Source organism: Bacillus sp. MYb78 (assembly GCF_002975115.1).
Lineage (GTDB): Bacteria > Bacillota > Bacilli > Bacillales > Bacillaceae_G > Bacillus_A > Bacillus_A cereus.
Genome location: NZ_PCOB01000004.1, coordinates 59,698 through 74,218, shown reverse-complemented (window position 1 = coordinate 74,218; position 14,521 = coordinate 59,698). Strand labels below are relative to the sequence as shown.

Sequence of the window (14,521 nt, the reverse complement as noted above, 5' to 3'; positions counted from 1 at the left end):
ACATAAAAAGGTTGTTCTTTTTAAAAGAACAACCTTTTTTCATTAGCATGTTTGTAATACACAGCATGTATTTTCAAAACGTTGATTTTTCAAATCTTCATTACTAATACAGAAATATAGCATCCCTAGTTCTCCCCAAACCATATTACAATTTTTATGATCTGAATCAATTTGGAATAAAAGAGTCATTTGTTGCGGGTCTACTCCCATATATTCTCCTGTCTCATATAACACTTCCTCTTGTACAGAGAATGGCTCACCAAAAATTTGATGGTTATCGTAGTTATCCGGAATTAGCTCTTCAAGTAATTGCAAGAAACGATCTGAATCAGCCTCATCTTCAATGAAAAGTTCTGGTAATTTGTATGTCAGTTCAAAAGTAATTGTACACTGGTTATATTTCGCTTGTACTTCATTTCCTCTTCGTAATTGCTCTACAGGAACATCATAATAAAGTACACGCCCAGCCTCTGTTAGCTTCACATTTTCTTCAAAATAATTTTCAATGCAAAAGAAATACAGCATCCCCGTCTTAGGAAGATTGTGATCCATACCAACGTTTTGTAAATCACTTAAGTTAAATTGCGCGATAAATTGTAGTGGATTTCCTTTATGCTTTGGATATTCAAATAAAGCTGGTAAATCAGGAACTCCTCCCATTTTCGAACTACCTATCGCAACAGTTTCCTGCTGCTTTGGCACAACTTTTATACAAGGAAATACAGTATTAATAAGTTCATCTTTCAAGTGTGTTAGTTCATATTTATCAATTAATACTTCAATTTTTTTATTCATAAATTCTCCTTACATTTACATACTTATTTATATCATAGTACAAAGATTATACTTCATTCTTTACAAAATCAACAAGCCTCCAAAAAACGGGCTTATCCTTCGTACGCGAACAAGTTTAAAAAAGCATACTATACATTGTTCCTACAAACACGATAGTTCTTTAGTTCTTCCAGTACATTTTCCCCTCGTTCATTTTTATTTTTAATATAAGGAGGAATTCCACATGGGTTACGGATATAGTTGCGGCGGTTACGGTTACGGCGGTAGCTGTGGTGGTTGTGGTTACGGAGGTTTCGCTTTATTAATCGTTTTATTTATCCTTCTAATCATCATCGGAGCTAGCTGTTGGGGCGGCTTTGTAGGCTGCTAGTAAACTTAAAAACCATTGTAAAAAAGCACGTAAACTACGTGCTTTTTTGCCATTTCCAAATCTTTTATTTGAAAGGAAGTATGTTTAATGAAGATCGATGGTGTTTTTGAAGGAGGCGGTGTACGCGGTATTGCACATGTTGGAGCGATTTGCGCATTAGCCGAAAAAGGTTATGAATGGGAACGTGTAGCTGGAACATCAGCTGGTGCAATTATCGCGGCACTTTTAGCTGCAGGATATTCTTGTTCAGAGCTAAAAACCATTATAACTGATATCGATTATAACAAATTTACGAAGAAAACCTTTATTGACAAAATCCCCTTTATCGGAAAAGGACTAAGTGCATGGACTACTCTAGGTATATACTCTAATGTATTTATAGAAGAATGGATTGAAGAATTACTTCGAAAAAAAGGTGTTCATTTATTTACTGATTTACCGGATCTAAACAAACTCAAAATCATCGCTTCTGATATTAGTAATGGTAAAATGGTTGTCTTTCCTGACGACTTACCAAACTACGGATTTTTAAATTATCGCTTCTCTATCGCTAAAGCGGTAAGAATGAGTAGTACAATCCCCTTCTTCTTTGAACCCGTAAAATGGAGAACTCCAAAATGGAAGCAGCCTTGTTATATGGTTGATGGAGGAATTCTAAGTAATTATCCAATTTGGATCTTCGATTCACCTACCACTCCTCGCTGGCCGACTTTCGGATTTCATTTTGTAAAAGATGAGATTCAAGCTGACCCTGCTCACTATAACGAGCCTATTTCTATGTTCAAAGGACTATTTAAAACAATGATGCAAGCTCATGATTTACGTCATTTAGATAAGGAATCAAAAGCAAGAACGATTACAATTCCAACAGGAACGATTACAAGTACTAATTTTGAACTGACGAAGGAAGAAAAAGAATGGCTTTACAATTCTGGTTATAACTCTGCTAATAAATTTTTACAAGCTTGGAACTTTAGGCAATATATTGATGAATATAGAAAAGGAAATCAAGACCGAAAGACAAATCGATTTTTTCGTCAACTTGACTCATAATATTATTACTTTGCATATAAATACGAGAACGTTTAACAACTTAATAATAAATAAGCCTAGTAATTTCTTATATTACTAGGCTTATTTATTATTATATAATCTCGTACATTGTTTAAGGATACGTTAACCCTTCGGCTTCCTCTGCAGTAATAACTATGTAACGATTTCCCGTTCTTAATCCTAACAGTTCTGCTTTTTCAATCGCTTCTTGCTTCGTCTCCGCATAAGCAGCTAAATATTTTTCTCCATTGATCATTTGGCAAATTACATATTGTTTCATTACTTTCTCCTCTTACTTTTTCATTAGTTGTGCAAGTTTTTTTATACCTATTTCAATTTCTTCTAACGTTGCGTATGAATACGATAGGCGCAAAAATTGATTTGCACTTCTATCATATAAAGTACCTGGGTTTAATAAAACCTTTTCTTGCAGAGCTTTATCAAATAAACTGCGATATGAAATGGGTACTTTTATATGTACCCATATATAAAATCCCCCTGTTGGTTCATGCCAAGTTGCTATTTCACGAAGATATTTATCTAACATTAGTAACATAAAATCTCTTCGTTTTTTCAATTCACTTCTTACAAAGCGCAAATGCTCATCATATAGACCATTTGTAAACCACTCCGCTGCAATTTGCTGGGATATAGTGCTTGAACCATAATCTGTTTGCATTTTTATGTCTGACAATCTTTGAATTACTGGCTCAGGTCCAACAATCCATCCAATTCTTAACCCTGGACTAATTACTTTGGACATGCTTCCAATATGTAGTACGATTCCATTTTTATCATAGGCTTTTAAAGGTTTCGAACAAGGTGCATCAACCCATAAGTCTTGATACACTGCGTCCTCTATAATAGGTAATCCAATTTCATTACATATTTCCATCACTTCTATTCGTTTCTTCGCATTCATACTAAAGTTCGTTGGATTATGAAAAGACGGGATTGTATATAAAATAGATGCATTAAATTGCTTCTTATATTTTGTAATATATGATGTATTTAAACCGTTCTCATCCATTGGTATTCCAATGAAACGCATTCCTGCGGATTGAAAAACATTAAGCGAATATAAATAGGATGGTTTTTCTAATAAGATGGATGCCCCTTTTGGAAGAAGCCCCATAGAGATAAGTTGCAGCGCTTGAATTGCTCCTGAAACAATTAATATAGAGTCAGGAGATACATATACACCATGCCCCTTTAAGTATTCGGAAATCTTTTCCCTTAAATAAAAATTTCCTTTCGGCTCTTCATACCCAAGCGTCACATTTGACTTTAAAAGCTTATTCATAATTTCTTTCATCTTTTTCTCAGGTAAGAGACTCGGCGCGAGCTCACCTGTTCCTAATCGAATTACATGTGGATAAAATTCAGCTTGATTAATCTCCTGAATAGCTGGGAGATTCGGATAATGAAGTCCTGTTTCTACATAAGACTGCCAATTAGGCGGGGGTGCGTAAGTTGAAGCATTCTCATTATTATTTACAACAATTGTTCCTTTCCTGCCATTCCCTTCAATGTATCCCTTTGCAACTAGTTCACCGAAAGCCATTACAATTGTGCTTCGATTCACACCAAATGTATGTGCCAAATCTCTTTGTGAAGGTAATTTCGTTCCAACGGTCCATTCTCCATTAACGATCCTTTCTTTTATATACGTTTCTATTTGTTTATACAGAGGAGTCGCTAGAGACATATTCGGTTTCCAAACGAATCTTTCCATTATATCACCTTATATTCTTTTTGGTTGGTAACCTCCCCAACCATATGGATGGATACAAATTTTCATTTCTTCTATACAATATACACTATCATAATGAATTAAAATAGGAGGTAATATGATGAGTGAAGCAATTATTCATGGTATCATTCTTGCATTTGGACTTATCATTCCATTAGGTGTACAAAATGTTTTTGTCTTTAACCAAGGTGCGAGCCAACCAAACATTTGGAGGGTAGCCCCCGTAATATTAACTGCCTCTATATGTGATACGTTACTCATATTGATTGCAGTGCAAGGTGTCTCCCTTGTACTCCTTACTTTTTCTTGGCTAACTAACTCGTTATATATAATTGGATTTTTCTTTCTTCTATACATGGGCTTTGTTATTTGGAGAAGTAACCCTTCCAACGATGTAAAACAAGAAAAAAGTATGCCCTTAAAAAAGCAAATCCTTTTCGCAGCATCCGTTTCGTTATTAAATCCACATGCTATTTTAGACACAATCGGTGTAATTGGAACAAATTCTATTCAATACATAGGAAGTGAAAAATGGGCTTTCACACTTGCAACTATTATCGTTTCTTGGATTTGGTTTATAAGCTTAGCGTTAGCGGGGAAATTTCTAAAAAGACTAGACTCAACCGGAAAGACAATTTTATTATTAAATAAATTTTCTGGTCTCATCATATGGGGTGTCGCGCTTTATATGCTAAAACAAGTTATTTATTCTTAATGAACGAAAGAGAATTGCATGTTACTCAAAACATCATGCAATTCTCTTACAAATTATGAAGTAGGTTCCGGTTTCTGTTTTACCGTCTTTGCATCCTTTGCTGGTTTAATCCAAATGATTGCTATGACAGCACCAATGGCAGCGAAAATACTTGTCAAATAAAACACTTCATGGTCCGCCCCTTTCATGAAAAAAGAATATAAAGGTGGTCCAGCTGCTACACCGATAAATCGCATTGAACTATAAAATGACGTAACCGTTCCCCTTTGCTCCTTTTCAATTCCTTGTGTAATGAGGGCATCTAAACATGGGAGTGCCATACCGATCCCTATCCCCATAATAACGAGACAAAGAAGTAGTAAATAAATCCCTTTTATAAATAAAGGAATGATGACTGATGCAGCTGCCATTAAAAAACCAATATAAATACACTTCTTCATAACATTTTGATTATCTCCAATTTTTTTACCGGCCATATAGGAACTAAGTGACAGTACAAGTAACGGGATAGCAAGCACACACCCTTTCCATATACCATGAATGTCATACTTTGATTCCAGTATAGTCGACAAATAAAAGAGAATTCCGAATAAAATAAGCATAATAATTGCACCTAATGCAAAAATGGCAATTAACCATCTTCCTTTTTCTCGAAACGTAGACAGAATAGATTTTATAAACTCTTTAAGTGGTGGTACTTCTCCTTCTTGTTTCTTTGCCTTTACTAGAACAAGTAACAAAACAATTGATATGACACATAAAACTGGAATCGCCCAAAATGGTAAGAACCATACAATGGCAGCAAGAGCAGATCCTAAAATAGGGCTCAGCACTTTTCCAAATGTATTGGATGTCTCAATAATTCCCAAGCCTGTACTAACTTGTTTTTCGTCTTTGTATAAATCACCAACACACGGTATAACAACCGGCATTGCCCCAGCAGCACCAATACCTTGAATCGCTCTACCGATTAATATCCAAGTGTAGGGATTATCAACTTTCCAAGATACCCAACCAGTTATCGCTCCTCCTATAGCCGCAATCAGCAAACTCGGAACCATTACCATCTTTCGTCCCCATCTATCTGATAAATAACCAGCAATCGGTATAAGTAAAATGGCTACGATAGAGTAAATTGTAATAATCATGGATACTTGAAACGATGAAATATGTAATTTCTTTTCAATTGTCGGCAAGATTGGAATGAGCATTGAATTCCCTAATGTCATGACAAGTGGAACTGATGCAAGCGCAATTAAACAACAGTTTTCTTTTTTTAACATGTTGATTTCGGAACCTTTCATCATATATTTCTTACCATATAATAGCCCTGCTGGAACATAATTTTCATTCCACCAGGGCTATTACATCTTTAATACTTCCCATTCACAACAAAAGAAATTGGGTAAAATATAGTATTACTTTTATTCTTTGAATTCTGTTCGCAATATATTCATACCAATTAATTGAAAAAAAAAGAAAGGAAGAATCCTTCCTTTCTCCTATAACCTTCTACATTTAGCGAGTATATCCGCCACCAAGCTGTTGTTCTGCCATCGCTACTAGGCGTTTTGTGATTTCACCGCCTACAGAACCGTTTGCACGTGAAGAAGTATCAGCTCCAAGTTGTACACCGAACTCTTGTGCAATTTCATACTTCATTTGATCTAAAGCTGCTTGTGCTCCATGTGATGCTAATTGATTAGAATTACGATTTCTAGCCATTACCAATCACCTCCTTATTTATATATAAATTGTGTTAAATTCAAATTAAAATACATGGAAATTTTTGGTTATTTTTTACCATAAAAAAAAGAGCCTCTAAACGAGACTCTCACATCATTTCACATTACGAAGTTACTACTTCTAATTTTCTATTTATTAATACTTTCATTTCTTCTTTTAATATCTCTTTTGAATTATGTCCAAACCATTCTAAGGAAGCAAAAAGATCCGTACCTCTCACTTCCTGAATAATCTCATCATAATTTACAATACCTTCAAATAACGGAACCATACCAATACGACTTCCTGCTGCTGCATATACATTGTTAGGTTCAAATACATGCAAATAATCCGCTGAAGATATATTCTTAAAATGGTAATGTAGTGTCCACGGCTTTAATCGATGGAAACTGTCTATTGGATTTGCGCCAGACTCCCATATATGAAGAAAATCAAGATTTATTTTTAAATTCGGATGATTTACTTCTTCTAATAGTTCTATAGTAGAAGGCAATGTGTCCGTTAGTGTATTGGGATGTGTTTCTAACAGCACATACATATTGTGCTGAGCAAATACATCACAAATCTTACGTATTCGCTTTACATACTCTTTTCTCTCTTGTTCCGAGAAGTCCTTGCTCCCTTTTTGCCCAGCAAACGTGCGAATTTTATTCGTATTAAACCAATTAGCTAGTACTACAAGTTGTTCACTTTTCTCTATCGTTTTTTCAAAATCTGCTGATAATGATATATCTAAGTAATCACTTATCATCGTAATTTCTAAGTTTTTATCCTTTAGAAAATTCAATTCTCGTTCTGTCGTTTCTCGTTCTTGCATGTACAAATTTTGTGCATGCGTCCCCCATAATTCAATTCCTTCAAAACCGTTTTCATATGCAAATTGAACAATATCAGTAAATGAAATTAATTGATGACGAAATGAAATGGTACATAGCGAATATTTCATAGCATTAAACTCCCCTATCTTAAATTCAGTTAGCTTATTAAAGAGTTGCGACAGATTGATTTGTTTTCATACCTTTCCATGATAGAAACTGTCTCTCTAATTCCTTCTTAATTTGCAGTTCAATTGCATTCATTTCATCCAGTTTTTCAATAATCGATACTAGCATACCTTTATTATTCGTCATCGCCATTTTAATTGCACGATACTGTACATTTGTAAATCCTTGTACAATATCCTCTACCCGATCACACCAATAATCAAATTCTTGCTCCGAATATTGCAACGTTTCACGGAAGTATGCAAAGGCATGCTCATAACTATATTTACGAATTGCAAGTACTGGTATTTGTTTTACTGCTGCTACAAGTCCAGAAAGCGCATATCCTTCTTCCTCATTTGCCATTTTTACAATTAAATTTTTCAGTTCCATAGTCAGTTCATTGTCGTTCTTTTTGAATGTTTCTGTGAAATAACTAGCTACTGTTTCTTGCGTTGGCTCCCCAATTCCTTCTATATCAATGAAATACCCTCCACCAAATGGGTTATCTTGAATAGAGTGAAGTACTTTTTCTCTTTCCATATTTCCTTCCCAACGAAAATCAGGATCTAGCATGAACCACTCTTCTTCTTTCTCTGTTTTTGATATCATTAAATAATGTGGAAACGGTTTTTGATGAAATTTATTTTCCCTCTCTGGTAATAGAGACATATCAACCATTACAATGACATAACGATTTTCCGGCTTGTTTTCTACTAATTCTAAAAACGTTTCTACATTGCTATCTTTATCTTTTGCATGATCATACCATTCGTTTACTTTAATACCGTACAATTTTTCAAACCAAAGTAAATAATGATCATGGTTAATGTTTTCAGAGTGATATGAAATAATTCCGCCTTCTGTTATATCAAAATCTCCATCCCATAGTCCAAAATAAAATGGACGAAAATCAATGTCGCTACGCCTTTTTATAATTTCACAAAAACAACTCACTAAACAGTGCACTTTAATTGAAGTCATACTCTCATCCACTTTCCTAAAGGTTAGTTATTCACATTTACTTCCTGTAACGGCTGTAACTCCTCCATAAAATCAAGCAAAGATCCTACAGTAAGAAATGCCTTTGGATCTACCTCATCCTCTGGAACGCATAGCTTTACATCCATTTCTATGTATACAATAAGCTGTAACATCATTACCGAATCTATATATAAATCTTGATTTAAGCGCATCGTTTCTTCTAAATGCGTTACATTTTTCAGTTCCATTTTTTCTATCATAATTTTTAACACGGCATTCTTTAACGCTTCCCGTCTCATGTTGTAACCTCTCCCATCTCTAGTAACTTTCTACTTACTTTTCCAGTTTTATTTTTAGGAATTTCATTTACACTTTCAATTTCATGCGGAACTTTATAAGAAGGTAAGTGCTGAATACACCATTCTCTTATTTGTACTGGATCAACATGAGATATCACTTTCGCTTTAACTATTTCGCCCATGACAGGATGTTTCCCTCGATATACAATTGCCTCTTGCACACCTTCCAATCGAAGCATCGTTTCTTCTACCTCTATAGGAAAGACTTTTAATCCTGAAACATTAATTACATCGTCCATACGCCCCATAAAATGAATGCCACGCTCAGATTTATACCCTAAATCTTTCGTGAAAATTTCCTTATCATTCATTTTCACGACGATTTCTTCCGGTGCATTTTCATCTGAACCTATGCTTATACTCGCATGAGGTAGAGGGTTTCCTAAATCTAAATGGCTCTTCATATCATGACATATACTAATACAACCTGCTTCAGAACAACCGTATTGCTGCATCATATATGTTGTCATTTCTTTTAGTTTATAAAATAGTGCTTCTGGCAAAGGCGATCCTGATGTCATAATTTTATGAAACTGAAACGTTCCTAATGGAAAACTCCCCATAATGTGTAACATAAGTGGTACTGCATATATAATATGTTTTTCTGTATTGCGAACTACATTTAATGCGAATTTAGGATTTTTGTTCGTAATGATTACAGGCTTGCTCCCCCTCGTAATTGCTGATAACGTACCACATATCAGTCCGTATGAATGTGAAACAGGAGCCATAACGATTGGCACTTCATCTACTTCACAGTTTAAAGCTTCATTATAGGCAGTAATTTCTGTATCAACTTCCTTCCATGCTCTACGAATCAGTTTCGGTTCTCCCGTAGTTCCCGAACTATATTGCAATAAAGAAGGCTCTTCTAGTAAAAAGTTCCCTACTTCTAATTTTGTAAAATCGCCATATTCTCCATATAAAACTCCTACACAATTTGCACGCTTTGCCATTTCAATAGCCGTTTCTTTTGGCGTATCTTCATGTATAAGTAATACTGATGATTTCTTTTCTTTTAAGAAAAACACAAGCGTAATAATATCGAATGGATCTTTCAGACAAAGTGCAAATCTATTTCCTTCTGCTTCTTGAAATTGTTCCATTTCCTCATAAACTTGTAATCTCAAATTAAAATCACTTTTGCTATACTCTTGTTTATTAACGATTAGCATAATTTCCCCCTGTAACAACTGATTTTTGTTTCATAAGTTGTCTTACTCTATACAATGGATTTGGAACTTCATGAACAAGCGATTCCACATCCATATATAATCGACGTTTCGTTAATTGTTCAGCATAGAATGTAGGTGCATATAATTGAATATTTTCAAATCTACCTTTCAAATGTGGATATATTCTTAAATGATCTTCAATTTCTTCAACAACCATCATCCAAAAATGTTCTTCTTTCAATCCATATTCATCCGCAAGTACGAATGCTAATTCTCCTAAATTAAACAGGAAAAGTGCATCTAACACCATCTCTTGCAAACATTCGATGCGATCCATTTCAAAGAAATCATTCATTTTTCCATTCGCATATGTTTTATGCATTTTAGTAAAGTCGGGACATTTGTCAACTTCTTTCAAATATGGACGATAAAACTCAAGCCCTTCATGAAAATCCTTTAACGCAATACGAACAGGCACCCCTTCTTTATGGACTAGAATCATATTTTGTCCATGTGATTCCAGTGCGATACCATGCTCTACAACAAGATGTATAACTGGTATTATCGCTTTTTGAATAAGTAATTGTAGCCAATCCTTCATTCCATATTTGTTCAACCACGCATCAATAATTGGTGTACCATCTTTCTCTTTAGCGTATAAACCATTAAAAGGAATTGCATCCTCTTGTGCATCTAAATACTTATGAATGCTTTCGCGCCAAATACATCCTAATGAACCATATATAGCTTTCTTATTCGTGTCATACGTTACACTTGAAAACTCGCTTAACAAGATTAAACGTGCTTCATCCATTAAATAGGCGTCATTACTTACAACATCATTTAACCAATTTGATATTGCTGGTGCACTCACAACAGAGTATGGTTTCAGTGTACGGAGTGTTGAAGTGTTGAGTAAATTCATCGATAATTTAACGTACGGTTTCTTTGGACTCGTAATATTTCTTAACGTTCTCATTGACTGTTGCGCGCAATAATCGTCCTCTGATGTTCCTAAATAAATAATAAAATTACCCTGTATATGATCCCCATAATTTGAAATGATGAAATTCACCCACTGCCATGGGTGAACAGGTATAAACACGTACTGTTTTGGATAACATCCCCTATTACGAATTCGTTCCATAAACTCTTCTAATTTATGATCGCCAATCTCCTCTTTTAAAAGGTCGTTATACATCACTTCATTCTCATAACCTACAGTCGCATAATTCTTATGCGCTGCAATCCAAATGAGTTTTATTGGCTGCATAAATTCATATCCATATTGAAAATTGTCACGATATTGAAATCCAACACGTGCTTTATAACTAGGGTGATATGGATGGCCGTCTATTAAATGGCTTTCAAACTCATCGTAAGATTTTTGAGTATATTCTTTCTTATTATTTCTTTCATATTGTGCAATCGTGTCTTTAAATATTGTTTGTTCTAATTCGTGCATAAAAGAATCTAATTTAGCTTGTTCTACACTAGCAACCCGAAAAACTTCTTCTAGAAATTGCGAGACAGATTGTATTTCTTGCTGTTCATCTTGGACTCTTACTATTAATGAGTCTAAAGAAATACGTCCAAATGTCATCCGTTCCCTGCCATAGCATTTGTACGTGACACTTTTTTCTTCTTCATCAAGTCCTTGTATTATAAAAAGAATTTGTTCTTCTTTTTCTATGCGAACCGGTGTAATAATCCCCTCATAAATTAACGATTCTACTAATTGACGTAGCACTCTTCTTCGTACTGAAATGTAATCTTCTGATTCGAGCGCCTTCAATACTTTCGTATGATACATGTCCACTCTCATAAAACCCTCCACCTTATGACAAAATACCATTATTTGTATTACGTGAAATTTTAACGCTATTTATGAACGAACAGCCACTTCTCTAACGAGCGGATTATGTACTTGCACATAAATTGCTTGCTCTAATGGATTACTTAACTCATCGACATCGAAAAATCTCGTTAGTAAATTTGCTTTACACGCTAACTTATCTTCGTCCAATAATTCTCTTAAAAATGTTGAAGGTTCCCGGTTATACGGAAGGAATGATTCAAGTACAGACCTTAATTCCGAGAGAAGAATTTCCTCCTTAATTAATCCTGCTGTGCCAAAACCATTAATGAGGCCAAACATATGATTGAAAATTAAGTAGTAACGAAATCTCTCATCCACAATATAGTCGTCATATAAATTTCCAGTACGTTCTCCAATACCAACTAATTCATTATTAAGCATCTCTTTCATTGAATTACAGAAATAAAATCCTTGATTATCACGGAAATAATATTTGACCGGATAACCATCTTTTAGCTGAACAACGCTATTTTGCTGATGAGCTTCTAATGCAACACCATACTGTAAATACATCCATACCATTGGCTTTAAAGAAATATTCATATATCGTCTAAACCACTCTAAGCTTACTTCTTCACAGCTTTTACTTTCTAAATCTGCTAGGCGATGAATAATATTCGATAACCGCGTACGCTCCCCAGGTATAGCGTCTTGAACTAGCCCAGCAATTAATGTTGCGTCGTTTGCATGTTCACTATAAAAAGGGTTCTCGCGAATAATCACTTCAAATCCAGATTCTTGTGTTCCATAATTTAATGTAATATAGGCTGGATCACAAATAAAATCAAAGCCTGGAAATCTTTCTCGTACTTCACCAATAGCCGTATTTAACATTTCCTTCCCTTCAAGACCACTCTCAAGTTCTTTCAGTTTATTAATACGCATTGAATTTGTTACTTTCACCGGAAATGAAAACTTAAGCATATACTTCGAATCGGGATGATACAGTGTCCTTAGTGATGATGTTGCCATATAATACTTACCTACAGGTCCAATATACTCAAGCAATTCTTGAACTATCCAATCTTGTACGTAAGCTTGATGCAAGAGCCATTCTGCCTGAAGCGGATGAATTGGAATTAATGCATATTGATCTTCCTTACAGTACTTCGCTATAAATTCCTTACTAACCATCTCATCATTACTTAATTCTTCTTTTATAATCGTTGTTGTAGAATCTGATAATAATGATTTTTCATTTACTATACTTTTATGGGCCCGAAAATAATGAAGCTGACATTCTCCTTTTAATTCTGGAGAATACATTTCACTTTTCCAATCTAATATCCCCTGTCTACTCTTTGGTGTAGGATGAGTTAAATGCCCAAATAATAAAGACTGCTCCGCTTCTATAAAAGTTGTATGGAAACCGTATAATGCGGATGTATCTTCTATTCTCTCTTTTGTAAATTCCTCAATATTTTGACAACTACAGATAACTCGAAGCATAAGTTCCGCAGGATTCGTTCCTTCTCCGTAGTTGATAGACATCTCTTTTATTAAAAATGTAATAACTGTAACGTAATCTGCTTTAATAACAGAATTACTATCTCCAATTTGATAATACAATTGTTCTCCAAACAAATGACGATCTGTTGATGATTTATATATAACTTCTCCATACAAAGTAACGTTCTGTGCCGATAGCCGACAACATAAATATGTGGGGACTGTATCTCTATTCAACGTATTACTGAAGATACTCTTCATTCTTTCATCCTCTGTAATCCATTCTCCACTCCCCGTTTCTCTTAAATAACAGTTTAAAAAGCTTTGTAATGTTGCATGTTCTGCGATTTGTTTCGCATGCTGCATACTGGTCCTCCTCTTTATATTAAAGCTATCGAAATTTCATATAATAAACGATAATTGAATGTCGTTATCAATTATGATTCTAATTGATAATGATATTCAATTCAAGAGTATATTTCAGAATTTTTTTATCTGATTTAATTTTTCTTGTTTTCTCTCTTTTCTTTAATCTAGTTAAAAATACACGAAAAAAATACTCAGTTTCAAACTACATACTTACTATTTTTCATTAGTAATCTATCCAAAATGGTTAAACAAAAGAGGTATACCTTAATTGGTATACCTCTTTCAAACATAAAGTTTACATAATAATATTATTTAAGTAAATCTATATAACTGTTTGTATAACAAATTCAAATCTCTCCAACAATACGCTGTTTCTTCTACCCTTACTCTCTCTAAAAATTTCGTATCAATTTTTTCAGGGTTAAATTTTTCATAAAACTTTTTAGAAGGATTATTCGTAACAACCCAAACTAAAAGTGATTGCATATCATTGTTTATACAATCCGATAATAAAGCTTGAAATAACTTTTGTCCTATTTTCATTCCTTGATACTCTTGTAAAAGGTAGATTGCATATAATTCTCCATCACAATTATATGTACCAGTTCTTTCTACTCCCCCATCGATGAATCCAACTATGTCTCCATTTAAATTCTCTGCTACAAATCTAAATTGATGATTACCTTCTTGTTGAAAAATATCTTCCCATTGTTTTTCTCGTTTCTCATATGCTATATTATCTAGAATTTCGTCAGCAAATATCCCTTTATACGTTGTTTTCCAACTATCAACATGCACCTTTGCTATACCTGGTATATCATCCTTTATTGCTCTTCTAATATGTATTCCCATCATTTCTCCCCCTTGTTACTCATCATTATATCAATTTCA

At 34.3% G+C, this 14,521-nt stretch carries 15 protein-coding genes; 3 read left to right on the top strand and 12 right to left on the bottom strand.

All coding sequences use genetic code 11. The features are described from left to right. Positions 1-42: 42 nt before the first annotated feature. A complete protein-coding gene (locus CQ064_RS11105; protein WP_001034827.1) occupies positions 43-795 on the bottom strand; it encodes a YwqG family protein in 753 nt (250 codons plus the stop codon). A gap of 223 nt (positions 796-1,018) precedes the next feature. On the opposite strand from CQ064_RS11105, the gene CQ064_RS11100 reads away from it, so the two are divergent. Then, a complete protein-coding gene (locus CQ064_RS11100) occupies positions 1,019-1,165 on the top strand; it encodes a YjcZ family sporulation protein (RefSeq protein ID WP_000540425.1) in 147 nt (48 codons plus the stop codon). Between the two features lie 87 nt (positions 1,166-1,252). Then, positions 1,253-2,218 (top strand): patatin-like phospholipase family protein, encoded by a 966-nt coding sequence (locus CQ064_RS11095; RefSeq protein WP_000686790.1) that lies wholly within the window; start codon positions 1,253-1,255, stop codon positions 2,216-2,218. A 112-nt stretch (positions 2,219-2,330) separates the two neighbouring features. Here CQ064_RS11095 and CQ064_RS11090 read toward each other — a convergent pair whose 3' ends face one another. After that, the gene (locus CQ064_RS11090; RefSeq protein ID WP_000816389.1) at positions 2,331-2,498 is read right to left on the bottom strand and encodes a DUF3933 family protein; all 168 of its coding nucleotides are present in this window, start codon (positions 2,496-2,498) and stop codon (positions 2,331-2,333) included. Between the two features lie 12 nt (positions 2,499-2,510). Next, positions 2,511-3,953 (bottom strand): aminotransferase-like domain-containing protein, encoded by a 1,443-nt coding sequence (locus tag CQ064_RS11085; protein WP_000439423.1) that lies wholly within the window; start codon positions 3,951-3,953, stop codon positions 2,511-2,513. Between the two features lie 118 nt (positions 3,954-4,071). Between CQ064_RS11085 and CQ064_RS11080 the strand changes: the two genes are divergently transcribed. Next, entirely contained in the window at positions 4,072-4,686 is a 615-nt protein-coding gene (locus tag CQ064_RS11080; RefSeq protein ID WP_001287319.1) for a LysE/ArgO family amino acid transporter, read from the top strand. Between the two features lie 53 nt (positions 4,687-4,739). Here the strand turns inward: CQ064_RS11080 and bcbE are convergent, their stop codons facing one another. The 9 genes from bcbE to CQ064_RS11035 all read right to left on the bottom strand — a co-directional run bounded on the left by bcbE (position 4,740) and on the right by CQ064_RS11035 (position 14,485). Continuing rightward, a complete protein-coding gene (bcbE, locus tag CQ064_RS11075) occupies positions 4,740-5,969 on the bottom strand; it encodes a bacillibactin exporter BcbE (RefSeq protein ID WP_003270289.1) in 1,230 nt (409 codons plus the stop codon). Positions 5,970-6,204: 235 nt separating this feature from the next. Next, complete coding sequence (locus CQ064_RS11070; RefSeq protein WP_000113545.1) at positions 6,205-6,411, bottom strand: alpha/beta-type small acid-soluble spore protein; 207 nt, start codon at positions 6,409-6,411, stop codon at positions 6,205-6,207. A gap of 124 nt (positions 6,412-6,535) precedes the next feature. Further along, positions 6,536-7,378 carry a sugar phosphate isomerase/epimerase family protein gene (locus tag CQ064_RS11065; RefSeq protein ID WP_000877684.1) on the bottom strand — a complete coding sequence of 281 codons (843 nt, stop codon included), beginning with the start codon at positions 7,376-7,378 and terminating at the stop codon, positions 6,536-6,538. Between the two features lie 37 nt (positions 7,379-7,415). Then, positions 7,416-8,399, bottom strand: a complete 984-nt coding sequence (locus CQ064_RS11060; RefSeq protein ID WP_000200705.1) for a DUF6005 family protein — start codon at positions 8,397-8,399, stop codon at positions 7,416-7,418. Between the two features lie 23 nt (positions 8,400-8,422). Next, positions 8,423-8,698: a petrobactin biosynthesis protein AsbD gene (gene asbD, locus CQ064_RS11055; RefSeq protein WP_001250562.1), complete on the bottom strand. Its 276-nt coding sequence runs from the start codon at positions 8,696-8,698 to the stop codon at positions 8,423-8,425. After that, a complete protein-coding gene (locus CQ064_RS11050) occupies positions 8,695-9,933 on the bottom strand; it encodes an AMP-binding protein (protein WP_000909584.1) in 1,239 nt (412 codons plus the stop codon). Before CQ064_RS11050 ends, asbD begins: the two co-directional genes overlap by 4 nt. Further along, positions 9,920-11,758, bottom strand: coding sequence for an IucA/IucC family protein (locus CQ064_RS11045; RefSeq protein WP_001261823.1), 1,839 nt, complete (start codon positions 11,756-11,758; stop codon positions 9,920-9,922). Before CQ064_RS11045 ends, CQ064_RS11050 begins: the two co-directional genes overlap by 14 nt. 60 nt (positions 11,759-11,818) lie before the next feature. Next, positions 11,819-13,627: an IucA/IucC family protein gene (locus CQ064_RS11040; protein WP_001163357.1), complete on the bottom strand. Its 1,809-nt coding sequence runs from the start codon at positions 13,625-13,627 to the stop codon at positions 11,819-11,821. Positions 13,628-13,942: 315 nt separating this feature from the next. Then, on the bottom strand, positions 13,943-14,485 hold the full coding sequence (locus tag CQ064_RS11035; RefSeq protein ID WP_003270281.1) for a GNAT family N-acetyltransferase: 543 nt from the start codon (positions 14,483-14,485) through the stop codon (positions 13,943-13,945). Between the last annotated feature and the right edge of the window lie 36 nt (positions 14,486-14,521).